General features: G+C 34.7%; 20 protein-coding genes and 1 other RNA gene. 1 reads left to right on the top strand and 20 read right to left on the bottom strand.

The features are described 5' to 3' along the window. Positions 1–8: 8 nt before the first annotated feature. Genes NSA01_RS01850 through NSA01_RS01840 form a run of 3 tightly spaced genes read right to left on the bottom strand, consistent with a single transcriptional unit; the run spans position 9 to position 3,002 of the window. The gene (locus NSA01_RS01850) at positions 9–1,010 is read right to left on the bottom strand and encodes a dihydrolipoamide acetyltransferase family protein (protein WP_257479821.1); all 1,002 of its coding nucleotides are present in this window, start codon (positions 1,008–1,010) and stop codon (positions 9–11) included. A gap of 15 nt (positions 1,011–1,025) precedes the next feature. Further along, positions 1,026–2,000, bottom strand: a complete 975-nt coding sequence (locus NSA01_RS01845; protein WP_007048866.1) for an alpha-ketoacid dehydrogenase subunit beta — start codon at positions 1,998–2,000, stop codon at positions 1,026–1,028. Positions 2,001–2,015: 15 nt separating this feature from the next. Beyond that, positions 2,016–3,002: a thiamine pyrophosphate-dependent dehydrogenase E1 component subunit alpha gene (locus NSA01_RS01840; protein ID WP_257479820.1), complete on the bottom strand. Its 987-nt coding sequence runs from the start codon at positions 3,000–3,002 to the stop codon at positions 2,016–2,018. 250 nt (positions 3,003–3,252) lie between these two features. Here NSA01_RS01840 and NSA01_RS01835 point away from each other — a divergent pair, with 250 nt between their 5' ends. Continuing rightward, positions 3,253–4,197, top strand: coding sequence for a sugar-binding transcriptional regulator (locus NSA01_RS01835; RefSeq protein WP_257479819.1), 945 nt, complete (start codon positions 3,253–3,255; stop codon positions 4,195–4,197). A gap of 38 nt (positions 4,198–4,235) precedes the next feature. Here NSA01_RS01835 and NSA01_RS01830 read toward each other — a convergent pair whose 3' ends face one another. The 17 genes from NSA01_RS01830 to NSA01_RS01750 all read right to left on the bottom strand — a co-directional run bounded on the left by NSA01_RS01830 (position 4,236) and on the right by NSA01_RS01750 (position 25,345). Then, on the bottom strand, positions 4,236–7,994 hold the full coding sequence (locus NSA01_RS01830; protein ID WP_257479818.1) for an efflux RND transporter permease subunit: 3,759 nt from the start codon (positions 7,992–7,994) through the stop codon (positions 4,236–4,238). A gap of 104 nt (positions 7,995–8,098) precedes the next feature. Continuing rightward, positions 8,099–9,334, bottom strand: coding sequence for a hotdog fold thioesterase (locus NSA01_RS01825; RefSeq protein ID WP_257479817.1), 1,236 nt, complete (start codon positions 9,332–9,334; stop codon positions 8,099–8,101). A 251-nt stretch (positions 9,335–9,585) separates the two neighbouring features. Then, entirely contained in the window at positions 9,586–11,343 is a 1,758-nt protein-coding gene (locus NSA01_RS01820) for an ABC transporter ATP-binding protein (RefSeq protein ID WP_257479816.1), read from the bottom strand. 121 nt (positions 11,344–11,464) lie between these two features. Beyond that, positions 11,465–11,803: RNase P RNA component class A (gene rnpB / locus NSA01_RS01815), an RNA gene on the bottom strand. Positions 11,804–11,846: 43 nt separating this feature from the next. Beyond that, positions 11,847–13,172, bottom strand: coding sequence for a PepSY1/2 domain-containing protein (locus NSA01_RS01810; RefSeq protein ID WP_257479815.1), 1,326 nt, complete (start codon positions 13,170–13,172; stop codon positions 11,847–11,849). A gap of 8 nt (positions 13,173–13,180) precedes the next feature. Next, a complete protein-coding gene (gene sleB, locus NSA01_RS01805) occupies positions 13,181–13,873 on the bottom strand; it encodes a spore cortex-lytic enzyme (protein ID WP_257479814.1) in 693 nt (230 codons plus the stop codon). Between the two features lie 9 nt (positions 13,874–13,882). Beyond that, positions 13,883–14,485 carry a hypothetical protein gene (locus NSA01_RS01800; protein WP_257479813.1) on the bottom strand — a complete coding sequence of 201 codons (603 nt, stop codon included), beginning with the start codon at positions 14,483–14,485 and terminating at the stop codon, positions 13,883–13,885. A gap of 229 nt (positions 14,486–14,714) precedes the next feature. After that, positions 14,715–15,458, bottom strand: coding sequence for a YebC/PmpR family DNA-binding transcriptional regulator (locus tag NSA01_RS01795; protein WP_257479812.1), 744 nt, complete (start codon positions 15,456–15,458; stop codon positions 14,715–14,717). 612 nt (positions 15,459–16,070) lie between these two features. Next, the gene (locus NSA01_RS01790) at positions 16,071–17,492 is read right to left on the bottom strand and encodes a sensor histidine kinase (RefSeq protein WP_257479811.1); all 1,422 of its coding nucleotides are present in this window, start codon (positions 17,490–17,492) and stop codon (positions 16,071–16,073) included. Continuing rightward, a complete protein-coding gene (locus NSA01_RS01785; RefSeq protein WP_257479810.1) occupies positions 17,476–18,156 on the bottom strand; it encodes a response regulator transcription factor in 681 nt (226 codons plus the stop codon). Before NSA01_RS01785 ends, NSA01_RS01790 begins: the two co-directional genes overlap by 17 nt. A 223-nt stretch (positions 18,157–18,379) precedes the next feature. After that, positions 18,380–19,528 (bottom strand): S1C family serine protease, encoded by a 1,149-nt coding sequence (locus NSA01_RS01780; RefSeq protein ID WP_257479809.1) that lies wholly within the window; start codon positions 19,526–19,528, stop codon positions 18,380–18,382. Positions 19,529–19,718: 190 nt separating this feature from the next. Continuing rightward, positions 19,719–20,474 (bottom strand): ZIP family metal transporter, encoded by a 756-nt coding sequence (locus NSA01_RS01775; protein ID WP_257479808.1) that lies wholly within the window; start codon positions 20,472–20,474, stop codon positions 19,719–19,721. Between the two features lie 26 nt (positions 20,475–20,500). Next, positions 20,501–21,919: a glutamate synthase-related protein gene (locus NSA01_RS01770; protein ID WP_306813826.1), complete on the bottom strand. Its 1,419-nt coding sequence runs from the start codon at positions 21,917–21,919 to the stop codon at positions 20,501–20,503. Between the two features lie 15 nt (positions 21,920–21,934). Continuing rightward, positions 21,935–22,333, bottom strand: a complete 399-nt coding sequence (locus NSA01_RS01765) for a Fur family transcriptional regulator (protein ID WP_257479807.1) — start codon at positions 22,331–22,333, stop codon at positions 21,935–21,937. A 383-nt stretch (positions 22,334–22,716) separates the two neighbouring features. Beyond that, complete coding sequence (locus NSA01_RS01760; RefSeq protein WP_257479806.1) at positions 22,717–22,893, bottom strand: FeoB-associated Cys-rich membrane protein; 177 nt, start codon at positions 22,891–22,893, stop codon at positions 22,717–22,719. After that, entirely contained in the window at positions 22,886–25,036 is a 2,151-nt protein-coding gene (gene feoB / locus NSA01_RS01755; RefSeq protein ID WP_257479805.1) for a ferrous iron transport protein B, read from the bottom strand. Before feoB ends, NSA01_RS01760 begins: the two co-directional genes overlap by 8 nt. Positions 25,037–25,123: 87 nt before the next feature. Next, entirely contained in the window at positions 25,124–25,345 is a 222-nt protein-coding gene (locus NSA01_RS01750; RefSeq protein ID WP_257479804.1) for a FeoA family protein, read from the bottom strand. Between the last annotated feature and the right edge of the window lie 889 nt (positions 25,346–26,234).

Raw genomic sequence — 26,234 nt, 5'->3', positions numbered from 1 at the left:
CTCCTATATTATAATAAAATATTAATAGGATTGCTTATCACTTCATTTAATGTATTCAAGAAGTTAACTGCATCCATTCCGTCTAAAACTCTATGATCGATTGTAATACTGAAACCGGTGAATGTTCTTATTACAATTTCGCCGTTTACAACCGCAGGCATTTCAGCTGTTCTGCCAACTCCGAGTATTGCAACTTCACCCGGGTTTATAATAGGCGTAAAGAAGTTATTTACGCTTCTTCCGGTATTACTTATCGTAAATGTTGCACCTTTATAATATTTTCCGCTTAGTTTATTATCCCTAGCCTGAGGAACGATTTCAGCTCTTTCATCACAGATATCGAAAATACTTTTATTTTCAACACCGTTAAATACAGGTACAACCAATCCTTCATCCTGAGCAACCGCCAAACCTATATTAACAGTACCTCTTCTATAGATTTCTTTACCGTCAAAGTTTGCATTGACTTTAGGACATTTTTGTAAAGTAAGACTTACCGCTTTGATTAAGAAATCAGTAACAGTAATTTTCTTATTATATTTTTCTTTGAATATAACTTTAGTTTTTTCGAATATATCCATAAATTCTGTAGTATCGATATCCGCAAAGTGAGATACCTGAGGAGAACCTTGAATAGAAGTCATCATGTTGTCTCCGATGGCTTTTCTCATACCCTTATAAGGAATAACCTTTTCTTCCATAGCAGGTGTTACAGGAACTGCCGAAACTTCATCTTTAGACATTCTTGTTACAGTACTTATAACATTTTCTTTTTTAACTTTGTTTCCGTCGTGAGCTACATCATCTAAACTTACACCATAATAATTCATTGCATTCTTGGCAACAGGCGTAACTTTAAGCCCTCTATCTTTTCCTATTAAAACAGCCACATTATCCAAATCTTTTAAAACGATCGCTCCAAGTTTTCCTGTCCCTTTAACCGTACTAAGGTCAATGTTTTTTTCCTTTGCAGCGACTCTAGCAGCTGGAGTTGCTAATATTTTACTCATATTAACTTATCCTCCTTACATCATTTCTTTTACTTTTGCTACAATATCTTCTACTGAAGGAACGATTTGTTTTTCTATTATAGGGTTATATGGAACAGGTATTTCCATACCGCCAAGTCTTTCAACAGGAGCATCCAAATGATAGAATGCTTCGCTTTCATTTATAGTAGCAACTACTTCTCCCCCGAATCCGCCTAACTTAGGAGCTTCATATACTACTAAGGCTTTACCTGTTTTACATACTGAATCTATAATCGTTTTAGTATCAAGAGGTCTGAGAGTTCTAAGGTCTACGACTTCACAGCTTATTCCTTCTTCGGCTAATTTTTCCGCAGCTTCCACACAGAATAATAAAGTTCTTGACCAAGCGATTAATGTAATATCGCTTCCTTCTTTTTTTACATCGGCTTTTCCGAGTTCAATTGTATATTCTTCTTCAGGAACTTCACCGTTGGTTCTGTATAATAATTTATTTTCAAAGAAGCATACAGGATTGTCATCTCTGATAGCTGATTTCAATAAACCTTTTGCATCATAAGCAGTCGCAGGCATAACAACTTTTAAACCAGGTGTATTTAGGAATAAAGATTCCAAACACTGTGAATGCTGAGCGGCAGCGCCTGTACCTGAGCCGAAAGGAGTTCTTAGTACCATAGGAGCTTTAACGAGCCCGCCTGTCATAAATCTGTATTTAGCAGCGCCGTTTACTATAGGGTCAACTACCAACGATACGAAGTCACCAAACATGATTTCAACGATAGGTCTCATGCCGAACATCGCCATACCGAATGCCGCATATGTAAATCCTGTTTCGGAAATAGGCATATCCTTAACTCTTTCAGGACCGAATTCATCAAACATTCCTCTGCTGACACCGAAACAACCTCCGTATAAACCTATATCTTCACCCATAAAGATAACAGTGTCATCTCTACGCATTTCTTCGCTCATCGCGTCTTTTATAGCTTGTAAATAAGATATTTTTCCCATTTTTATCTTCTCCTCCTACTCAGCGTAAACGTAACTCATCGCTTCTTTTACAGAGATGATTTCGTCAACTTTCTTAGCCTTATCAGCCGCATCGTCTATTTCTTTTTCTATCTTTTTATCTAACTCATCGAACTCTTCTTCAGTAATCATGTTCATAGCTATCAAATCATTTTTAAATTTATCTATAGCATCATGATTTTTCTTCATATCTTCTTCTTCTTCTTTTGTTCTGTACTTTCTTTGGTCAGATTTTGAATGTCCCAAATATCTGTAAGTCTTGAATTCCAATAAGTATGGTTTTCCTTCTGTCCTGCAGTATTCACCTGCTTCCATTACGGCTTCAAGTACAGCAAGTACATCCATTCCATCAACGATCTTTGATTTGATACTAAATGCAGGTCCTCTGTCAGCAATATCTTCTATTGAAACAGTGTATTTAGCAGGTGTAGACATACCATATCTATTGTTTTCGCAGCATAATAGTACGGGAGCTTCCCATACACTGGCTAAGTTCATGCCTTCCAAAACCATACCTTGGCTTGAAGCACCATCTCCGAAGAAAGTAGCTACGCAGTTCTTTTTACCTTCTCTCTTCATTGCATAAGCAGCTCCTACAGCAGTAGGAACACCTGCACCAACGATAGCAGAAGAACCTAAATTGCAGTGTTCAAGGTCTATATAATGCATCGAACCTCCAAGACCTTTACATCCGCCCTGATAATTTGCAAAAAGTTCACAAAACATGTTATAAGGTGTAGCACCTTTAGCCAAGCAGTGACCATGACCTCTGTGAGTAGGAACGATCCAGTCATCGGGATTTAATCCCAGACTGATACCTGCATGACAGGCTTCTTCCCCAACGCCTAAATGAGTCGTTCCGTGAATCAATCCTGCCATGAACATTTCGTTTACTTTCAATTCGAAATGTCTTGATGTCAGCATAGTTCTTAGAACTTTAAGCATAAAATCTTTGTCTTTCTTTTTTTCTTCAAATGAATTCATTAATCGAACCCTCCTACAATATTTTTATATTGCATTGTCGCAACATATTTCTATGTTTTTCGTTTACATTAAATATAAAAAATAAATAAAAAACATAGTTTTCATATTTATATTGTAAATCAATATATGTGAAAACTCAACCGAAATATGTATTTACATATAAAGCTGAAACTTTTTCATAAAAAATATTGGCACATTTGCTCAATTTGTGATATAATATCGTAAAATAACATTTGTTACGGAGGTCGTTATGGCGGTTGAAGAAAAGATACTAACTAAGATAGCATACTACTATTATAAACAAGAATTGACCCAAAGTGAGATTGCACAAAGGTTACATATGTCAAGGCAAAGAGTAAACAGACTCCTTAAAAAGAGCAGAGAACTTGGAATCGTTGACATAAATATCAAAGGTTACGAAGAATATCTGATAAACTTAGAATCAGAAATAGAAAAAAAGTTTTCATTAAAGAGAGTTATGGTCGCTCAGCCTCAGGAAGATGAGGATATTTTCCATTCTTTAGGCAGAGCGGGAGTGGAACTTGTAATGGATTTGCTTGAGGATAATCTGACTATAGGTATATCTTGGGGAAGAACTATTTATAACACTGTAAATTACTTTCCGGTTTTGAAAGGAAAGTATAAGAACATAAAAGCTCTTCAACTCGTGGGAAGCCTAAACAATCTCGGAGACACCAGGCTTACAAATGATATCACAAAAAACTTCGCCGAAAAAATAGACGCTAAAGCTTACTACATGTTTGCCCCGACTTTCGTATCAAGCAAAGAAACAAAAGATACATTGATGCAGGAAGAAAGTCTTAAAAAGCTGTTTTCGTTATTTAACTACTGCGATATAATCCTCGGAAGTGTGGGATTGATGGCAAACTCAACTTCGTCATTAAAAGAACAGCAGCAATTTTTAAATCCAAGAGATTACAATGAATTGAAAGAAAAAGGCGCTGTAGGAAATATTTGCCTAAATTACTTCGATAAAGACGGAAACAAAATTGACTGTGACTTTAACAACAGAGTAATGGCAATAGATATCGACTCAATAAAAAGAAGTAAAAATGTAGTTTGTATTACCGGAGGAGAAGATAAACACGAAGCTATCCTAGCCGCTCTGAAAGGTAAATATATAGATACTCTGGTAATAGATAAAGACACCGCAGATTATATAATGACACATTAGAATAAAAAAGAGATAGAATAATCTATCTCTTTTTTTTATTAATCATCAATTATTTCCAAATCTTCGTCACTTATAACACTTATATCTTTCTTATTAAAAATATCATATAGTACAGGAATTACATAAAGAGTCATAAACGTTGCATAGATCAGCCCGCCTACACAAACGATGGCTACCGGCTGCATCATTTCGGAACCTGTTCCTATACCGAGAGCCATTGCTGAAAGCCCCAAAATAGTAGTAAGAGCCGTCATCAATATAGGTCTCATCCTTGTCATCCCGCCATCTATTATAGCGTCTCTCTTTTTCATCCCTTCTGCTCTTATCTGATTTATATAGTCAATAAGCACTATACCGTTATTAACGATAATACCCGCAAGCATTACAAATCCTACCATTGATATAACGCTTATTTCCATTCCCGCTATAAATAATGCAAGTGCACCTCCGGTAAAAGCAAGAGGTATCGTAAACATTACTATAAACGGAGATAACAGAGATTGGAACTGAGCAACCATGATCAAATAAATGATTATTATTGCAAGTAACATCATCTTAACAAGTTGACCCATAGATTCCATAATAGTTTCATTTTCACCGCTGTATTCTATACTGCTTCCGTAAGGAAGGGCAAAATCTTTCAATGTGCTTTTTACATCGTTTGTAACAAGACTTACATTATATCCGTCTTTTAATGTGGCGGATACGGTTATATACCTTTTCTGGTTATCTCTTGCAATAGCATTGAGACTGGTTGCAGAATCTACTGTAGCTATCTTTTCAAGCTTAACGCTTGACTCACTTCCGTCTGACTTTGAATAAGGAACTTTATAGTTCTCTACATATTTTCTGTTTATTTTATCTTGGTTATTATTTTTAATGACTACATCATAATCCTCACCGTTAAGTGTAAGAGAGGTAGAAATCTTTTGTTTTGTAAGAAGTGTAGATAGCTTTTCATAAACCTGCGCCACCGTTAGATTGTACTTCATCGCTTTAGCTTTATCTACGGTTACTTTTATTTCGGGAGTAGTTTCCATGACTCCGTTATCTACTTCATCTATCCCTTCAATGCCTTTTATTTTACTTCCAACGGATTTTGCGGTAGTCTGGAGAGTATCTAGATCGTCCGCATATATTTTTAGACTTACACCGCTTCCGCCTAAAGCAGAAGACGCTTCACTCATAGAAGATGAACCCGAGGCTTTTATTTCGCAGTTTAGGCTGTCTGATAGTTTCTCTATACTATCCGCAACTTCCTTTCCCGTTACATCAGCTTCTTCGTCAACAAGAACATACATAGAAACTTTATTGGAGCTGTTGGTATTTATTCCAGCCATGCCGGACATACCCGTAGCATCACTGGAAGCAAGCATAGCTCCCACGGTTTTCACACCTTTGATCTTTTGGATGGCGCTTATTGCTTTATCTGAAGTCTTAACCGTATCTTCAAGAACCGCATCTTTAGGCATTTCCATTTCCACCGATATCTGAGCACTATCGACTTCGGGCATAAAACTGAAACCTCTGAAACCTATGAGTACAAAACTAAGTACAAGCGTTCCCACTGCTGCACCGATAACTATGATTTTATGGTCTAAAGCCCAGCCTATCGTGGTTTTATATTTATTTAACATTTTATCAAAGAAAGGATGCTTTACATCTTTTGTCTTTTTAAACATCTTAGATGACATTGCCGGAACCAAAGTCAGTGCAACTATCAAACTCGCCATTAAGGAATATCCTATCGTAAGGGCCATATCGGTAAATAACTGCTTCGTTATACCCTTTACGAATACTATTGGAAGGAACACACAAATAGTAGTAAGGGTTGAAGAAGTTATCGCTCCGGCAACCTGCATGGCTCCCGATACCGAAGCTTTTATTACACTGTAACCTTTGCTTCTGAGCCTATATATATTTTCAATTACCACTACCGAGTTATCCACCAGCATACCTACCCCGACGGCAAGACCCGACAGTGAAATAACATTTAAGGTTATTCCCGAAAAATACATCAGCACTATTGCAAAGAGAACACTCAATGGAATTGATACCGCAATGATAGCAGTCGGTTTTATATCCTTTAAGAAAAGTATAAGAATAAGGATAGCCAGGATTGAACCTACCACCAAGTTATTCAATACTGAATTAACGATTATATGGATATAATCCCCCTGATCCATCAAAGGAACGAATTCTAGTTTAGGATTATCCTTTGACAGCTGTTCAAATTTTTTATTTATATTATCCGCTACATCCGTTGTCGAATAGTCCGACTGTTTTGAAAAAGATAATAAAACTCCGTTCTGACCATTGATTTTAGCATAGGTGACATCGGAATTATCGCTTACCATAACATCAGCAACATCGCTTAATTTTATAGGTTTTAATCCGTCGATACCCATATCCATTATAGTTACATTTTTAAGTTCATTTACACTCTTGAATTTATCTCCGACTCTAACAAGATAATCCACTCCGTCTTCGGTAACATATCCAGCGGGCATAGAAAAGTTCTGAGCCGTAAGTATCCCCGAAATCATATCCTTAGTCAGGGTCTTAGACATATCGATTTTATCCAAAGCACTTTTTTTAGCCGCCTGAAGTTCGCTTTCTCCGCTTGCTATTTCTTTTTTACCGCTTTGTAGGGATAATAGCTGTGCCGATAACTGAGGAAGAGCTGCATTTATGGAATTTATACCATTATCTATTTCTTTTATCTTACTCGATAAATTGTTTCTGGTCGCTCCGCCCTTTTTTAAATTTTTATCTATTTTATTTAAAGCCTGATCTATCTGCTTCTGTCCGGCTTTCGCCTGTGCAAGACTCTTTGAAACATCGCTTCTCTTAAGTCCCATATTCGCGAGCTGTTTATCTATAGCAGCTAAACTTGCAACTATGGTCTTATATTCTTCACTGTTTGGGTCTGTGGTTTTAAGAGAATTTTCAAGTTCTTTGATACTCTGATCTATTGCACTTAAAGTCGTTACTGTCAAATCAAGTTCGGTCTTTTTATCTTCAAGTTCCGTTATGGTGTCTTGTAATTTTTCCAGTTGGGTTTTAGAAGATTTTAACATCTTAAGCTTACTGTTCAGCTCTTTTATTTGAGCATTGATAGCTTTTTCTCCGCTTGCTATCTTAATTTTACCGCTGGCAAGCTGGCTTTCGCCCGAAGCAAATTGGTCGCTTACGGCATTTGTGATTTTCTTATTTACATCTTTTATCTTCTTATCACTCAATACCACGCTTATACTGTCTTCAAGCATACCGTTCGTAGATACACTTGCTACACCGTCGGTACCCTCAAGAGCAGGTATAACCTTCTCCTCAAGCATAGATGACAAAGCCTTAGTATCTTCCCCTTTCATGCTTACCGTACTTACCATAACGGGCATCATATTAGGGTTCATTTTTAATATATAAGGAGTACTGACTTCTTCGGGCCAATATCCTTCGACCATGGATATCTTATCTCTCAAATCTACAACAGTGGAATCCATATTCACATCATCATTGAATTCAAGCATTACAAGTGAGTAATTCTCATTTGAAGTCGATGTTATATTTTTAAGACCTTCCGTTGTTGCAATCCCTTTTTCCAAAGGTTTTGTGACGACGCTTTCAACGGTTTCGGGACTTGCTCCGGAATACGAAGTCATTACCACCGCATAAGGCATGTTTATATTCGGAAGCAAATCAGGAGTCATCTCGGTAAATGAAACGATACCTAATATTATAATCCCGATAACTGCAACAAAAATCGTTAAAGGCTTTTTTACGCTAAATTTTGACATAATTTCCTCCCAAGCTAAATAACCAATAAAGCTGACTTTCTCTATCAACTATATTGGCTATTATTATAAAGCATTTTGATAATCAAAACAATAAATAAAAAATACTATTTTAATATTTTAACGTTTTTAATATACCCCGTAACGTCCATTGTTGCCAAATGTTTACTATCCTGATTATATATATCGACTTTATAGAAACAAATCTTATTTCCAGTTGAAACAACTTTTGCCACAGCGGTAAGAGTATCCCCTAATTCTCCGGGTCTTAAATATGAAATAGTATTACTTACAGAGACCTGAGGATGACCTTTCGAATCTGCAAGGACGCCGAATGCAAAGTCCGCTAGGGTAAACAAAGCCCCGCCTTGTACTATACCCGAACCGTTTATATGCTTATGTTCCACTTTCATTCCACATCTGGCTTCATCTTCCGAAATACTTACTATATAAGCCCCCGTAGTATCTACTGCATATACATCCTTTTCAAAGAATAATCTCACTTTGTCCTCATGAGACATATTTTCTATTTCTTTTAATAAATTTTCTTTGGTAAGTTCCGATGAAAAAACTATATCCACTCCGAAATTAAAATATTTTAAAGCCTCATAAGGTTCAGTTATCGGATATGTTATATAAGGGATACCCAGTTCATGAACCTTTCTTATTATATCTACTCTTACATTTTTTTTATGAGAACTTACACCCACAAAATGTCCGTCATTTTTTATGTATTCAAGTATTTCATCTATACTTTCTTCATTTATGACTTTTCCGGTCAGATAATAATGTTTGTTGGGGAAATCATATATGGAATTTATGGCTTCAAACATTTCTATACTCCCGCCTTCGATTACAACTCTTTTAAATAATTCTTTATTTTCTTTAAATCCATTTACGATCAGCTCATATATCTTTGTTGTATCTTCATCATCTAAATTTTTAGTTACATCAAGCATTACATATAAATCTTCGTATTTTTTTAAATAGTCTATAATGGTTTTTAAATCCATGGTAGAGTATTTATCATAATACTTAGAATTCATGAATTCATCATAACTTATCCCCTCTCTGCGATAAGCTATACCAAGTCTTTCAAAGGTGTTTTTGTCCCATTTATGCACACAAACGACTCTTTCATCTTTTGTAAGTGATAAATCCACTTCGATATATCTGCCGCCTTTTTTTAATGAATTTTCTAATGCGTCAACAGAATTTGTATATTCGTATCCGTCTATTTTTCCGCAGGCGTGTACCATGACTTCATTCTTTGAAAGGACCGTATCGACTAAATCTCCGCCTAAATATTTTCCGTAAGTTTCTAAAAGTAAATCTCTAATCAAAACAATGACCTCTTTTTTATATCTTTTTTTTATTAATTATATATTAAAATAATTTATAAATTAATGAATTTTTATAAAATCAAGTATATCACTTAACGCCTTATTTTTACAGCCTTTTAATATTAGTTCAAACTTAAACAACCTTTTAAGCATTAAATATAATTATAAATAATAAATTTGTAATCTATCATATAAAAACCAAACAATATTTATATATTAAATAATAAAAAAGACAGCAATAAGCTGTCCTTTTAATCTTCATAAATATCAAATTTTTCAAGTCCTTCAAACTGCATATTGTAATATTTTGCATACAGACCGTTTTTATTTATCAAGTCTTTATGATTACCTCTCTCGGTAGTCCTTCCGTTTACTATTACTATTATCTCATCAGCATTTTTTATCGTACTTAATCTATGAGCTATTACTATGGTAGTCCTGTCCTTAGATAGTTTTTCAAGAGATAATTGAATATGTCTTTCGCTTTCATTATCCAGAGCGGAAGTCGCTTCATCAAGTATCAGTATCTCAGGATTTTTAAGAAATACTCTGGCGATAGAGATCCTCTGTTTTTGTCCTCCGGAAAGTCTGGTACCTCTCTCCCCAACGTAAGTATCATATCCGTCTTCTAATTCCATAATAAAATCATGGATATTTGCATTTTTAGCAGCTTCGATTATTTCTTCGTCGGTGGCACCGGGTTTACCGTAAGCGATATTATCCTTGATGCTTCCGCCGAACATATATACATCCTGCTGAACGACACCGATAGAGCTTCTGAGGGATTTTAGCGTAACGTCTTTGATGTTTTGTCCATCTATAAGTATCTCGCCTTTATCTACGTCATAAAATCTAGGTATCAAAGAACATAGAGTCGTTTTTCCTCCCCCGGAAGGTCCGACCAAAGCAACGGTCTTTCCCTTTTCGATGTGGATATTAATATTACTGAGGACTTTGCTCCCCTCTTCATAAGAGAATGAAACATTATTAAAATCAATATTTCCGCCTACGTTTTTAAGCTCGTCTGCGTCATTTTTATCAACGATATCCGGATTTAATTCTATAACATCCAAGAAACGCTTAAAACCCGCATATCCCTTTTGGAACTGCTCGGTAAAGTTGATAAGGACTTCTACGGGAGTAATAAATATACCTATATATAAAGCATAAACCGCAAGGTCAGCAACATTCATTTTCCCATAAGCTACAAACAGTCCGCCGCATACGATTATGGCAAGGTATAAAAGCCCTTTAAAAAACGATGTACCTGCATGATATTTACCCATCATTTTATACTGAGCAGTCTTTGAATTTAAGAACATTGTATTACTGTAATCGAATTTTTCATGTTCTATATCTTCGTTTGCAAATGATTTTACTACCCTTATCCCCGACAAACTATCCTGCACAGCAGAATTCACGCCTGCGATTTTCTTTCTGTTATCGGTAAATGTAGCCTGCATTTTCCTGTTTAAAATCAAACAGAAAACGAGCATTGCTATTGTTATAACAATTAAAATCATAGTAAGAGGGATACTTATGAACGCTAAAAATATAAACGAACCCACGATTTTAAAGGTGGAGATAAATATATTTTCCGGACCGTGATGTGCAAGTTCCGAAATATCAAATAGGTCGGAAACAAGTTTCGACATCATATCCCCGGTATTATTTTGGTCATAATAAGAAAATGAAAGCCTTTGATATTGGTCAAATAAATCCTGCCGCATGTTGCTTTCCATGTTTGCCCCCATGATGTGTCCCCATGAAGTTATAAAATACTCACAGTACGTCCTTATTATATACATAATAAACATCAGTATTGCAACTATACCGATATACTTTACTATCACACTTGCCCCTTCTGTGAACAGTCCGTTGGTCAGATATTTAAGTATCTGAGGGAAAGCCAAATCCACTATTGAAACTATGATCGCACAAAACATATCGAAGTAAAATAACTTTTTATATGGTTTATAGTAATTTATAAATTTTTTAAATATTGACATGTTGTCCTCCTTTCATGTTAGTCTTAAGTAATAAATCTACATCATTATACATTAATTATTATTTATTATCAATCAAGTATAAATGTAAACATAAAAAAATAAAAGCACCATAGGTACTTTTATTATAAGCAAGTTCATAAGCCGAGTTCTGTTTTAATGATCATCTATCTAGACTTATTGTTGCCAATAAGTTCAAGCGACCTACCACGAACCGTCAGCGGGCAGCCGACCGGCAAAAGCCTAGTTCTTTTTTGGTCTTGCTCCTAGTGGGGTTTACACGTCTAGATAGTTACCTACCTAACTGTGAGCTCTTACCTCACCCTTTCACCCTTACCCTTGCGGGCGGTTTCCTTTCTGTTGCACTTTCCTTTAGGTTACCCTAACCGGCCGTTAACCGGCACTATTGCCCTATGGAGCTCGGACTTTCCTCTTTAATTAAAGCGATCAAACGACTTGCTTTTCGGCTAATTATATCATCTTTAAATACTTTTTTCAACAAAATATTACATTGTTAAAATGCTGTCATCTGCCTCTACAACTTTTAGGATATTTTCTTCATCTCCGGTTTTTGCATTTATATAAATTATGAATGTTTCTTTATCCTTTGTCCCTTTAAATTCATAGCATAATTTTTCGCTGTTTGTTTCGGTTGGGATGATTGCAAGTCTTTCTTTTGTTATTTTAAAGTCTTTGCTTATTTTATTTCTTGCATTTTTCATGCTTAATATTTTTTTATTTATATTTCTTTGTTTATGATTAGTATAGTAATTTGTTGCTTCTATACCTATAATGCTTTTATTAACCAAACTTATTTTGACTTTTACCAAATCCGGGTAACAAGTAACGCCGTCTTTATTATAAGCATAATTTACGGTAACTACATTTGAATCCGTTTCATAGTAGTTTTCTTGCATATTTTTTATGCCCATACTATCAAGATGTTTTTTACCTATAGATATGGCTTCTTTGATATCAATAGCTCTGTTTGAATTTTCATCCGGAAGATAATTACTGTTGACAGTTATTATTTTGCCGCCGCTTTTACTTACATAAACATAATAAGAAACATCATTTAAGTTATATTTGTAAACATAACATTCGATATTGCTGTTATCGAAAGAATCATAACTTACTTCGGCTTTAGAGCCTATATATTTCCTTACAGTTTCAAGACCTTCTTCTTTGGTAATATTTTTACTGCCTACTTTTATCTTTTCATCGGTCTTTATAGAATCCGAGAAAGGTCCGTCGAATATTAATGTAGGATATTCATTGATTTCTTCATTGGTAGCTTTAAAACTGTTATCTATCTTTGTACTTGTATCAGCCATAAATACATTGCTGTTCTTTATCCAGTTGTATCCGTCTTTACTGTATCTGATCTCATTATTCATTTCATCTAAGCTTTTAAATATTTTATCACTGGCAGTATATATATTCTTGATATCGTATTTATTTTCAGACGTTATTTTTTTGTTTGATGTTATTAAAGAATAATAATAGTTTGTGGTCTTATTTAAAAATTTACTGGCTTCAACCACTGCAGAATGGTTTATAGGAAGAGAGTTGATATTTTCATTTATTGATAGATTCAGTCCATACAAATTAACTAATTCTTTTTTTATGAATTTATCATCATTACTCACAGAAAGCTTTGATAGTCTGGAGTTCATCTGTTCAAAGATTTCTAAAAGCGAAGACAGGCTCTTTTCATAATTATTGGTAACAGTAGTCTCCAAGCTCCCGCTTGCTTTGGTTCCGGTATAAGAAAACACACCTAAAGTAACTACAACTACAAGTAAAAATCCGATTAATATATTTTTCTTCATTTCTTCACCTACTTACAAAATACATGATTGCCTATCGTTCTTATGATAGGTCTGGTTCTGATCCATTTATTGGTCGCAGTCTTTGGATTGTAATAATAAATCGCTCCTCCCGAAGGGTCCCAGCCGTTCATTGCATCTTTTGCAGCTTTTACACAAGAAGCATTCGGCGATAGATTTACTTGTCCGTCTGCAACGGCATCAAAGGCACCGTTTTGATAAACAACACCGCTCACACTGTTTGGGAAAGATGAAGACTTGACACGATTCAATATAACCGCGGCAACGGCGACCTGACCTTCATAAGGCTCTCCTCTTGCTTCACCGTTAACGGCTCTCGCAATCAAATTGATATCATTTGAATTGGTAGATGACGAAGACGAACCCGTGGAAGTACTGCTGGAAGATGAAAGTAAATTATATAATCCCATCTTTTCCAAAGTACTCTTTCCTGCTTTCCCGTCCTGCGTAAGTCCGTTTTTCTTTTGGAAATACTTAACGGCTTTTTCCGTAGCCGCACCAAATTTCCCGTCGACACTTCCGTCGTAATATCCCCATCTTTTTAATTTTTCCTGTACAGGCTTAACATGTGCGGCAGGCGAACCGTAATAAACATAATTCGCAGCATAAATATTAACTAAAATAATACTTGCACTGAAAGCTATACAAACTAAAAATAAAATAATCTTACTTTTCTTTTTCATATTTTCTCCTTACTCAGCATAATTTTGTAAAACTGTATATAACTTATCTTTTCCTTCAACAACAATACCTTCTTTTATCTCTTTTATGGTATCACTGTCAAGAAGTTCAAGAGGCGTTTCGGTTACCTCAATCAGTTTTTCTTTTCCGTCATTATCATATTCATATACCGCTATGAATTCATCTTCGTTATCCTTAAGAGCAGTGATTTTATAATAACCCTTTGGATAAGAGTCTATATCTTTGATAAGAACTACGTTATCGGCAGAAAAACTCTCTATGGTATAACTTTCATACTTAGCCCCAAACTCTTCTTCGCCAAGTCCGACTTTATCCGAGTCGATCATTGATGTTTCTTCCTTTATACTTTGAGTCTTTGTATAATACCTCTTAAAAGTAACTTTCGTATTTTCTGTGGTTCTTGCTTTTTGAACAGAACTTTTCACATCGTCGTATTCATTACTCTTAGTCTCGGCTTTTGGATCACTGTCATGCTCCATAGAACAGGCTGCCAACGTGACACTTAACCCCATACACATAACGCATATAAGTATAGGCAAATTCTTTTTATTAAAAATCTTTTCTTTCAAATATTTTAAGTTTAAATTCTTCATAATCACATTACTTCCTTTGTGGATATTTGATTATTTCATATTTTAACCATATTGGGAAATTTTATACACATAGATATCTTGAATGAAAAACTATATACAAAGTAAATAAATTATTAACTTAAATAAGGAAACTAAACATTTAAGAAATAAATAATATTAAAAGTTATTTTGAAATAAAAAAGAGCCTTAATTAAGACTCTTTGATTTTATAATATATATATTTTTTTAATTATCCTTCGTAATCATTAGGGAATTCCGCATTATGATATACATCCTGAACATCATCGTTATCTTCGAACATCTCAAGCATTTTTTCAAATTTCTTGATTTGTGCTTCATCTTCAAGCTTGGTATAGTTACTTGGAACCATTTCAACACCGGCAGAAGCGGTTTTAATCCCATTTTCCTCCAAAGCATCACAAACTTTTGAAAAAGTTTCAGGTGTGGTTGTAATTTCAAACCCGTCATCACTAACGTCGAAATCTTCTGCACCGCTGTCTAAAGCAATCATCATAAGTTCTTCTTCATCTACATTTCCGTCATTATCTACAAGTATAGTACCTTTTTTTTCAAACATGAAAGAAACACATCCGCTTGTTCCTAAGTTTCCGCCGTTCTTATCAAAGTAATATCTGACATCTCCGGCAGTCCTGTTTTTATTATCTGTAAGAGCTTCTACTATGACTGCAACGCCCCCGATACCGTAACCTTCGTAAGTAATTTCTTCGAATACACTGTTACCGAGTTCTCCGGCACCTTTTTTTATAGCTCTGTCGATGTTATCGTTAGGCATATTATTAGATTTAGCCTTTGCAATAGCATCTTTAAGCTTAGCATTTAGGTCAGGGTCTGCTCCCCCTTCTCTTGCTGCCACGGCGATCAGTTTCGCCATTTTTGTATATATTTTACCTTTTTGAGCGTCTGTTTTCGCTTTTTTATGTTTAATTGTTGACCATTTTGAATGTCCTGACATATTATCCCTCCGTAAATTTACTGCCATATATTATATCATAAAGTATTGGTTTATTCAATAAATTAGGATATAGTTATATCGATTTCCAGCATCTTATCATTATTTTTAGTTCCATTAGGTATTTTGAAAGAAAATCACTTCCTTTAAAATCAAAACAACAATAAACTTTATATATTTATCATCTTAACTAAATTTATTAAAACAAACTTGAGAATTTCCTTTAAATAATTTTTCCACTAAGCTTTTATCATAATATCAAGATTAATACTTTCCTCCTATATATCCTTATATTTTTTACTTTCAAAATTAAGGATAAAAGGGTTATAACCATATGTTAATAATAAATCCTTCATATCAAAAAAACTTACATTATCTCAAAGTCATATATAATTAACCGCTCTTTTTCAAGCCATAAGTTCAATACATTTACACTCTCCATTACTTAATATAATTCCCATGATTATAAAGAAATAAATATTTATAAAGTTTATAAATAATACATTACTCAAAATAATTACAGTTGTATTATTATAAACTCTAATATTTTCAATTATTTTCTTTTTTCTATTATCTTATATTTAATCAAAACAAAATAAAAGGAATAAGCTTAGCTTATTCCTTATTATCTAAAATATCAAGTTCAAACCAGAATGTACTTCCTTCTCCGATTTTACTCTTAACTCCGAACTCAGCAGAGTGTCTTAACAGTATCGTCTTAACAATGGAAAGACCAAGACCGCTTCCGACAATAGACCTTTTATGAGTCTTATCTATCTTATAGTATCTTTGCCAAATATCAGGAAGCTTATCTTCCGCAATCCCTTCCCCGGTATCGATTATTTCGATTTTTACTTTTCCCTCATTAACTATTTGATTTATAGTTATAAGTTTATCATCACCGGTATAGTTGATTGCATTTGTAAGAAGATTATATATAACTTGAGATATTTGAAGTTCATCCGCATTTACCATAATATCTTTATCGTGATTGAATACAATGTTATAATCGGTAAATGTTGAAAATCTATCTATAATTTCTCCGATTTCCTTGGTCAAACTAAATTCTTTCTTATTTAGCTCTATCGCCCCTGATTCATACTTAGCAAAATCCAATGTATCATTAACTAAACTATTTAACCTTTTCGCCTCGTCTATAATGGTTTGGATATTTTCTGCTTCAGCCTGTTCCGGATAATCCCTTATCATTTCACTGTATCCGATTATCATGGTAAGAGGAGTCCTAAGGTCATGAGATACATTTGCAATAAGTTCTCTTCTGTACTCTTCATTCTTATCGATTTCAACTGCCGCATAATTCAACGTATTTACAAGTTCGTTGATTTCTTTATAGCCTCCATCGAAATCTTCCGGTTCATATTCCCCTTTTGCCAGCTTTTTCGCCTTTTTCGTTACTTTCTCTATAGGAGAAGCAATTTTCTTTGAAATAGCAAAGGCAAGAAGTCCGGCAAGAATAACCAAAATTAACGTAATCCATAAAAGCTGTTCTCTCAGAGTACTTACCGTAGCGTCAATAGGCGAAATATTAGAATCCAGCATCATTACATAGAAGCTGTCTCCCACATTCACTATTCTCGTATACACTATACTTTCAGGCTTTGAAAAAATTATATTACCAAATCTATATTCCTTATCGTCTCTTCTTAAAGCCGACTTTTCCAAATACTCTCCGCCGTTTTCCATAGCTTTGTTAATATAATAATTTATACCTTCGGCGGATAACTTATGAATGGTACACCGTGGTGTAGTCTTAATAGAAAAAACATTATTTCCCGCGCTGTCCATTATCAAGACACAAAAATCTTTGGACATAGCAATTTGTTCAATATAATCGTCGTTAAAATTCTGAACGATTTTATTGGCTGAGGATTTAATTTCTCTGGTCTTAATCAATTTATAAGAGGTGCCCAAAAACACTATCTGAAACAGCCATAGTAGTATAAGTGCTACGGCTATAAAGATAGCAAAGAATTTAAACATCTCAAATTTAAGACTTAAATCATTCTTCTTTTTCAAATCTATAACCTACTCCTCTTAGAGTAACGATCCTATTGGAATAAGGACCTAAATTTTTTCTGAGTAGTTTGATATGAGTATCTAAAGTTCTGTCGTCTCCGTAATAATCATATCCCCAAACTGTTGAAATAATTTTTTCTCTGGATAAGGCTATTCCCTGATTTTCTATTAAAAATGTCAGTAAGTCATATTCTTTTGGAGTTAAACTAACGATATTACCGTCTATCCTTAAAATCCTTGCGGCAAGATCAATGTTTATCCCGTCGATATTTATTATATTTTCTTTATCTTTATCCGATTTATTTTGAGTCCTTTTAAGTATTGCCTCTACTCTCATCATCAATTCTTTGGGAGAAAAAGGTTTTACGACATAGTCATCCGCACCGACCTCAAATCCATGTATCCTGTCGTATTCTTCTCCTCTTGCGGATAACATAATAACAGGAGTATCTTTAGTTTTTCTTATTTCTCTTACGGCAGAAAATCCGTCGAGTTCCGGCATCATAATATCCATTACTATGATATCGAAATCTTCGACCTTGCATATTTCAATGGCTTTCATCCCGTCGTTGACTTCAACGGTATCATACCCCTCGAAAGTAGCGTATTTATTTATAAGTTCTGCAATCTTAGGTTCATCATCAACAATTAATATTCTTGGCATAATTACCTCCTATTTTTATATATTATACCACAAATTTATCCTATATACTAATATTACCGGTGCCAAAGCACCGGTAATATTAGATTACATATTTTTAAAAGAGGGAATTGTTCGTTGTACAAGTACAACTCACTATCCATAAGCATTTTGCTTACAATGTAATATTACCAAAGGTTTGTGTATTTTCTGTGAAGCACTTTTGAATTGTTCCTGTTTTATTATACTACTTTTTTTCACTTAATTTGTATTCCACACTACCCTCACTCATACCGTTTGATACGGTTACTTTGATTTTATCGCCTACTTTTAACTTTTTGATAACTGATTTAAAGTCACTTGCACTTTCAACTTTAGTACCGTTTACCGACTTAACGATGTAACCTGACTTTAATCCAGCCTTTTCAGCATTTGAACCATCCGCTACACTGTAAATATAAACTCCCAGTTCATTTACACTATACTGTCTTGCGGTATTTTCATCAAGTATATCTATTAAGGTAAGTCCACTTGTAACTCTTCCTTTTACATATCCGTAGTCCATTATCTGCTCGATCACATTTTTAGCTGTATCAATAGGGATTGCAAATCCTATACCTTCAACATTGTTTCCAGCGGCTTTTGCATTTACAACACCAACCAACAATCCGTTTTTATCAAACAGTCCTCCGCCGGAGTTACCTGAGTTTATGGAAGCATTCGTTTGAATAAGGTTCATTGTTTCATTTTCAATCGTTACTTCTCTGCTTAATGCAGACACGATACCATTTGTTACTGTACCGGAAAGTTCACCCAAAGGATTTCCTATGGCAACTATTTCATCGCCTACTTCAAGTGTGGATGATTTTCCGAAAGCAGCACTCTTAAGACCCTTTGCTTCTATCTTTATTACCGCTATATCCGTTTCACTGTCCGTACCTACAAGTTTAGCTGTGTAGCTTTTTTCATCGGCGGTCTTAACGGTTATCTTACTTGCCCCGTCAACAACGTGATTATTTGTCACTATATATCCGTCAGTCGTAACTATAACGCCGCTTCCAGCTGATTTTGAAGTTGAATTACCGTTATCATATAAAGGATTTACTTGTGATTGGCTCTGACTTTCACACTCTATGGAAACAACACTGTTCTTAACGGATTTTACTACGTTTGAAACATTCATGTTACCGCCGTCAGTTGAAGTGGTTGAAGCTACGGGGATACTTGTCGTTGTGACCCCGTCGGCTTTATTGGAGCCTAAAAATTTATTTGCCGCAAATCCTCCCACAAATCCGAGGACTGTGGAGGTTATCATCATAGCCGCTACTATCAAAGCAAAAATCGCAGTCCTTCTCTTTTTATCTGATTTATTTACATTATCTATATTATTATCCATGATTATGTCCTCCTCGTTTCTTTACATAAAGTATATGCTTGATATGTGAAAAACCTATGAAGGAGGTATGAATTGGTATTAAACCTTTATGAACTAATTTTTGAAAAATAAACAATAAAAAGGCTTTAATTTTTTCACTGTACTGTCACATAAAAAAGAACAAATAATAATTTGTCCTTTTTTTTCACGCTTAAGATATATAAAAATCCATTATAAGCATAACTATAAACCCAACGAGTAAGGAATAAGTAGCGTATTTTTCAAATCCGTGAGAATGTGTCTCGGGTATCATTTCATCACTTATTATATAAAGCATAGTCCCGCCCGCAAACGCGAGCAAAAAAGGAAGCACCGTACCTGATATATCAGCGAGGAAATAACCTATAAAAGTCCCGATGACTTCTATTACTCCCGTCAAAGAAGCGATAATAAGAGTCCTCTTTTTACTTACTCCGCTGAGTAACATAGGAGATATTATGACCATACCCTCGGGGATATTTTGAAGAGCGATACCAATGGCAACTATCATCGCATTTCCTATATTATCGCTTCCGAACCCCACTCCCGCAGCCATTCCTTCGGGAAGGTTATGAATAGCTATTGCAAGAACAAATAACATAACTTTATTTATCTTTGAATTCCCGCTGTGTTTTTCCCTGTCCATTCCGGTGAGCCTATGAAGATGAGGTGTGAGCTTATCCGCAAAATCCAGAAATAATGCACCGATCAGAATACCAAGTACACTTATCCATACACCATGATTCCCTCCGCTTTCGATAGAGGGGATAATAAGTCCTATCATACTTGCCGCAAGCATTATACCCGCAGCAAAACCGAGGACCACATCACTGAATTTATGAGAAATACCTTTGAATAAAAATCCTATTAAAGCTCCCACAACGGTCGCACCGCCTACACCGAGAGCTGTTATTTTGACAAGGTTCATACTATCATCCTTTACAAATTATTTAGCTATGCGTGAGGTATGTTTGTAAATTCAGAGATTTCTCTGTTTATAGTGCATAAATCATCTACGTTCATATCATGAATATCATCATGTCCTGTTATCCTGGCAAAAGTCTTAATTTCTTCCAAAGAGCAATTCAAGAAATTGGCAACTCTCTTACTGCTTTTATCTATTTTAAGTCTTTTCCTGAGTTCAGGATCTTGGGTAGCAATGCCTAGAGGACAGTTACCGCTTCCGCAAATCCTATACTGCTGACAGGCTGCCGCCATTAATCCGGCAGAAGCTATAGCAACCGCATCTGCACCCATTGCAATTGCCTTTGCAAAATCGGAAGATACTCTAAGTCCTCCGGTAATGACAAGTTCCATATCGGATTTTACACTGTCAAGATATTTTCTCGCTCTATATAAAGCATAAATAGTCGGAACGCTTGTAGAATCTCTTACTATTCTCGGGCTTGCTCCCGTTGCACCGCCTCTTCCGTCAATAGTTACAAAATCAGCTCCCGCATAAACTATGTATTCCAAATCCCTTTCGATTCTTCCCGCAGCAATTTTTATACCTATAGGTCTTCCGTCAGACCTTGTCCTAAGTTCATCGACAAGATTTTTCAAATCCTCTTTTGTATTTATCCCCTCAAATTTGGAAGGACTTATTATATCTTTACCAAGAGGCTTGTTTCTTACTTTGGCAATTTCTGGAGTAACTTTTCCTCCAGGGAGATGTCCGCCCATTCCGGGTTTGGTCCCCTGACCTATTTTTATTTCAATCGCATCTGCATTTTTTAAATTTTCATCGGTCACACTATATTTATTTGGAACATATTCAAAAATATACTTATCCGCCGCTTCCATTTCTTCTTTTAATATCCCGCCTTCTCCGGAACACATGGCACTTTTCGCCATAGCACTTCCTTTGGAAAGAGCAACTTTGATTTCCTTTGACAGTGCTCCAAATGACATATGAGAAATATACACAGGATTATTCAAAATCATAGGTCTTTTCGCATTTTTCCCTATTACGGTAGTCGTTCTGACGAAATCATGCTCATCTAAAGGCATGGGATTAAGCTGTGCACCTAAAAACAATATATCATCAAAGCCCGGCATATTCATTTTCGTTCCCATTGCTTCAATAATAGGCTTCCCGCTTACTGCCATTTCATGAATTTGAGCCATATACCTACAAGTATCATCCGTTCTTTTGAATTCACTTTCGTATTCGAGAGAATCACTTTTTACATTATACATTTTTTTGTTTTTTTCTTTGACTTTTTTATTATCTTTTTCATTTATATTTTCTTCAACTTTGACAAATACGCTGGCTGGATGTTTACAAACGGGACACTCTTTTAATTCACTGAAGGGTTTACCTTCTTTTTCTTCGTCGTAAATATAACCGCAAACGCTGCATTTATAAACCATGATAATCCTCCTTTATTATTTTTTATCTACATCTTTTTGACAATTTTGACAAATACCCTCGAATACAAGATTGTGATTTAATATTTTATACCCGCTGCCCTTTTCGACTTCTTTATCTATATCCTTTACGAACTCAATTTCCACGTTTTTTATTTCACCGCATTCTCTGCATTTTATATGATAGTGCCCCGTCGTCTTATAATCGTACAAATCAGGCATATCAGGCATTCTGAGTCGATTTAAATGTCCTAAAGACGCTAGATTGTTTAAAACCCTGAATACGGTTGCTCTGCTTATTGTAGAGTGTTTTTCATGTACCTTTTCATATACTTCCTGTGCGGAAGGATGTTCTTTCATAGATTTTAATGTATTAAATATTATTTTCTTTTGAATCGTATTTCTGGTATTTTCCATTATTATATACTCCCATTATATTGTAAAACGTTTAAAATAGCAATTATTCTTATTATCAAAAAAAGAGAAAGATAATTTCTTCCTCTCTATGATATTATATTGAAAGGTTTTATTCAATCCTATTTTATTTGATAACTTTGATTTTAATGATATAAGTAATTAATAATTATCATTTTAGTAAATTATGTATTAAAAAAGAAAATTTATATTATCGATATTGATTCCTAGTACAAAAAAAGATGAAAAAATTTAAATGTTTTATATATTTAGGTGTATCGACTTCATCTTAAAAACTCATTTATACTATTTTAAGATTGATTTTAATCGTTTTTAAACTATCGTTAAAATAAAAAAGACTGCTGAAAATGCAGTCTTTTTTTTGATTATTTTTTATCTTGTATTCCCGAGCAGTGTCCGCAGTGACTGCAGTCATTACCGCATCCGATGCTGCTTCCGTTTTTATGACTTTTAAATAATGATTTTATAGCAATATATCCAACTGCCAAAAGTATTAATGTTATTATTATCGTTGCCATATTATTTAAAATGAAGTTAAGCATTTAAAAGCGCCTCTTTTCCTGATAAGTCATATTTTTCGCTATATGGTTTAAAAAGGAGGTAAATAAAACCTATAACAACTAAGAAAGCCACAGCGGTAAGTATAGTAAAACCATGACCTGTTACGAACATTCCTATCTGATATATCGATAAAGCTGTGCAGTAAGCAAGCAGACATTGATATATAACAGCAAATAATGTCCATTTTCCGTTACCGAATTCTCTGTGCATTGCACCGATTGCGGCAAAGCAGGGAGCCGATAATAAGTTGAATGCTAAGAATGCATATGCTGCAAGCGGGGTGAATACAGCGGCAACATTAGTCCAAATTTCTGCACCGTCCTCTGCTACTTCAGCAAATCCGTAAAGGATACCGAAAGTACCAACGACATTTTCTTTGGCTATCAAACCCGTTACGGTAGCAACAGCAGCTTTCCAGTCTCCAAATCCGAGAGGAGCAAATAAAGGCGCTATTAAGCTTCCGATTGATTTAAGTAAACTGTTGTCCATTTCCACCATTCCGAAAGAACCGTTTTCGAAGCCGAAACTTTGTAAGAACCAAATAAGTGCACAAGCAAGGAAAATGATAGTTCCTGCTTTTTTAACGAAAGATTTAGCTCTGTCCCACATATGGATAAGTACACTTTTTGCACCCGGTATATGATATGCGGGAAGCTCCATTACAAACGGAGCAGGGTCACCTGCAAAACGTCTCGTCTTTTTAAGGATTATTCCCGAGCATACTATTGCGGCAATACCAAGGAAATAAGCCGAAGGACCTACCCAGGTCGCTCCCGGGAATAATGCCCCTGCAATCAAAGAGATAATAGGGAGTTTCGCAGAACAAGGTACGAAAGTAGTAGTCATTATCGTGATTTTTCTGTCTCTTTCGTTTTCTATAGTCCTGCTTGCCATAACTCCGGGAACTCCACAGCCTGTACCTATAAGCATAGGAATAAAAGATTTTCCTGAAAGACCGAACTTTCTAAAGATCCTATCCATGATAAATGCAACACGAGCCATGTATCCGCAGTCTTCCAAGATCGCTAAACATAAAAACAATACCAACATTTGAGGAAGGAAGCCAAGTACGGCACCTACACCGCCTACGATACCGTCAAGTATCAATGATTGCAGCCACTGTGCAGCACCTACACTGGCTAAGAAGTTGCCGATCACACCGGGGATACCGTTTTCTCCGAATAAAACATCGTTTACCCAATCAGTTCCGGCAGTACCGACTGTTGAAATAGATATGTAGTAGACTAAGTACATAACTATCGCAAATATAGGAATAGCTAAAATCCTGTTTGTAATTATCCTATCAATTTTATCGGAAGTACTCATTAGAGTATTATTTCTCTTTTTAAAGCAACTGTCGATTATACTTGTAATATATGTATATCTTTCGTTTGTTATGATACTTTCACTGTCATCATCAAATTCATTTTCGGATTTTTCGATAATAGTTTCAATACTCTTTTTATCTTCTTTACTCAAAGTAATAGTTTCTAAAACTTTTTCATCTCTTTCGTAAAGCTTTATGCTATACCAGTGAAGTAAATCTTCTTTTACCTTACCTTTTATAATTTCTTTGATTTCACTCAAAGAGCCTTCTACTTTTACATCAAAAGTATGTTTTATATCTATCTTTTTCTTTTCAATGCTCACTTTTTTAGCTTCTGTAATAAGATTTTTTGTTCCTGCTCCTTTCAGAGCAGATATTTCAACAACTTTACATCCTATTTGTTCTTCAAGCTTTTTAGTATTTATAATTTCTCCCTTTTTCTTGATGATATCCATCATATTAAGAGCGATAATAACGGGAATACCAAGTTCAACAAGCTGTGTCGTCAAATATAAGTTTCTTTCCAAGTTCGTTGCGTCAACGATATTTATTATTGCATCAGGCTTTTCATTGATTAAGAAATTCCTTGATACTACTTCTTCAAGAGTATATGGAGAAAGCGAATATATTCCCGGTAAATCCACCAAATGAATATCCTTATCTCCTTTAACTCTGCCTTCTTTTTTTTCTACCGTAACACCGGGCCAATTGCCGACGTATTGACTGGCTCCGGTCAAATCGTTAAATAACGTGGTTTTTCCCGAGTTAGGGTTCCCTGCAAGTGCTAATTTTATCATAATCTAACTACTCCTTACTTTATTTTTGTTAGTTATAGCTAACATACATCTTAAAAATTAACAGAGTATAGCTCTGTCTAAATAACCTTATTCTACTTCTATCATTTTAGCGTCAGCTTTCCTGAGACTAAGTTCATAACCCCTTATCTTTACTTCTATAGGATCTCCTAAAGGAGCCACTTTTCTAATAAAGATCTCGCTGCCTTTTGTAATACCCATATCCATAATTCTTCTTTTAACCGCACCCTCACCGTGCAGCTTTTTTACTTTTACGGTCGAACCGCATTTTGAAGTATTTAATGCTTTCATATTAAATTTCCTTTCTTGCGTATAATTTAAAATAAATATAAAAACGTTTAAACCAATTAAAACATTTGGTTTAAATATATAATAAAAGCATTTTTATTTAAAAGCCCTTATTAACGGGATTATCGTGTTTGCAATAATAAAATCATTACAAACTTTAAAACAAATTTATTTAAAGAAATCAACCATAATTCTATTTAATGGTATTAAAAATTTAAAAAACTTTTATAAATAAATATTTGCTACATCATCATAAACAGCAGTAATTACAATATCTGTAAACAAGCATTTTATAATTACATGATTTAAAGTTCTGTTTCTCTCATTGACTATTCATAAATACTGCTGTCCAATATAGTTAAAATTTACATTTACAAAATTGATTTTTACCAATTCTAATCTGTATTTATTAATTATAGCACCTATTTTCTAACATTTATATTTTTACAGCTAGTTTAAAATTAACGCTTTACATCGCATTTATTTACTAGCAGTGCATATAAATCTAAAAATATTTACAATAATGTAAACAAGTTTTATTTATAATTTACATTGCTTTTATTACTCGCAGTGCCCATTCGCAAAACTAAAAGTTTTGCTCATAAGGGCTGTCGCCCTATAAAATCTCAAACATTTATATTTTTACAAGATAGTTAAGAATATAATTCGCTACCTCGCTTTTAATTTACTCGCAGTGCCTATTCGTGAAGTCTGCGACTTCCCTCATAGGGGACGAGCCTATAAATCTAAAAATATTTACAATAATGTAAACAAGTTTTTTATACTTCACACTGCTTTTATTACTCGCAGTGCCTATTCGCAAAACTAAAAGTTTTGCTCATAAGGGCTGTCGCCCTATAAAATCTCAAACATTTATATTTTTACAAGATAG

This window comes from Anaerofustis stercorihominis (assembly GCF_024623185.1).
In the GTDB taxonomy this organism is placed as follows: domain Bacteria; phylum Bacillota; class Clostridia; order Eubacteriales; family Anaerofustaceae; genus Anaerofustis.
The sequence above is the reverse complement of the archived record's forward strand: the minus strand, read 5'-3'. Positions and strand labels throughout refer to the sequence as shown.

Bases quoted from the DNA above. Each gene is read 5' to 3' on its own strand.
- NSA01_RS01850 (WP_257479821.1), bottom strand. From the start codon at position 1,010: ATGAGTAAAATATTAGCAACTCCAGCTGCTAGAGTCGCTGCAAAGGAA.
- NSA01_RS01845 (WP_007048866.1), bottom strand. From the start codon at position 2,000: ATGGGAAAAATATCTTATTTACAAGCTATAAAAGACGCGATGAGCGAA.
- NSA01_RS01840 (WP_257479820.1), bottom strand. From the start codon at position 3,002: ATGAATTCATTTGAAGAAAAAAAGAAAGACAAAGATTTTATGCTTAAA.
- NSA01_RS01835 (WP_257479819.1), top strand. From the start codon at position 3,253: ATGGCGGTTGAAGAAAAGATACTAACTAAGATAGCATACTACTATTAT.
- NSA01_RS01830 (WP_257479818.1), bottom strand. From the start codon at position 7,994: ATGTCAAAATTTAGCGTAAAAAAGCCTTTAACGATTTTTGTTGCAGTT.
- NSA01_RS01820 (WP_257479816.1), bottom strand. From the start codon at position 11,343: ATGTCAATATTTAAAAAATTTATAAATTACTATAAACCATATAAAAAG.
- NSA01_RS01810 (WP_257479815.1), bottom strand. From the start codon at position 13,172: ATGAAGAAAAATATATTAATCGGATTTTTACTTGTAGTTGTAGTTACT.
- sleB (WP_257479814.1), bottom strand. From the start codon at position 13,873: ATGAAAAAGAAAAGTAAGATTATTTTATTTTTAGTTTGTATAGCTTTC.
- NSA01_RS01800 (WP_257479813.1), bottom strand. From the start codon at position 14,485: ATGAAGAATTTAAACTTAAAATATTTGAAAGAAAAGATTTTTAATAAA.
- NSA01_RS01795 (WP_257479812.1), bottom strand. From the start codon at position 15,458: ATGTCAGGACATTCAAAATGGTCAACAATTAAACATAAAAAAGCGAAA.
- NSA01_RS01785 (WP_257479810.1), bottom strand. From the start codon at position 18,156: ATGCCAAGAATATTAATTGTTGATGATGAACCTAAGATTGCAGAACTT.
- NSA01_RS01780 (WP_257479809.1), bottom strand. From the start codon at position 19,528: ATGGATAATAATATAGATAATGTAAATAAATCAGATAAAAAGAGAAGG.
- NSA01_RS01775 (WP_257479808.1), bottom strand. From the start codon at position 20,474: ATGAACCTTGTCAAAATAACAGCTCTCGGTGTAGGCGGTGCGACCGTT.
- NSA01_RS01770 (WP_306813826.1), bottom strand. From the start codon at position 21,919: ATGGTTTATAAATGCAGCGTTTGCGGTTATATTTACGACGAAGAAAAA.
- NSA01_RS01765 (WP_257479807.1), bottom strand. From the start codon at position 22,333: ATGGAAAATACCAGAAATACGATTCAAAAGAAAATAATATTTAATACA.
- NSA01_RS01760 (WP_257479806.1), bottom strand. From the start codon at position 22,893: ATGCTTAACTTCATTTTAAATAATATGGCAACGATAATAATAACATTA.
- feoB (WP_257479805.1), bottom strand. From the start codon at position 25,036: ATGATAAAATTAGCACTTGCAGGGAACCCTAACTCGGGAAAAACCACG.
- NSA01_RS01750 (WP_257479804.1), bottom strand. From the start codon at position 25,345: ATGAAAGCATTAAATACTTCAAAATGCGGTTCGACCGTAAAAGTAAAA.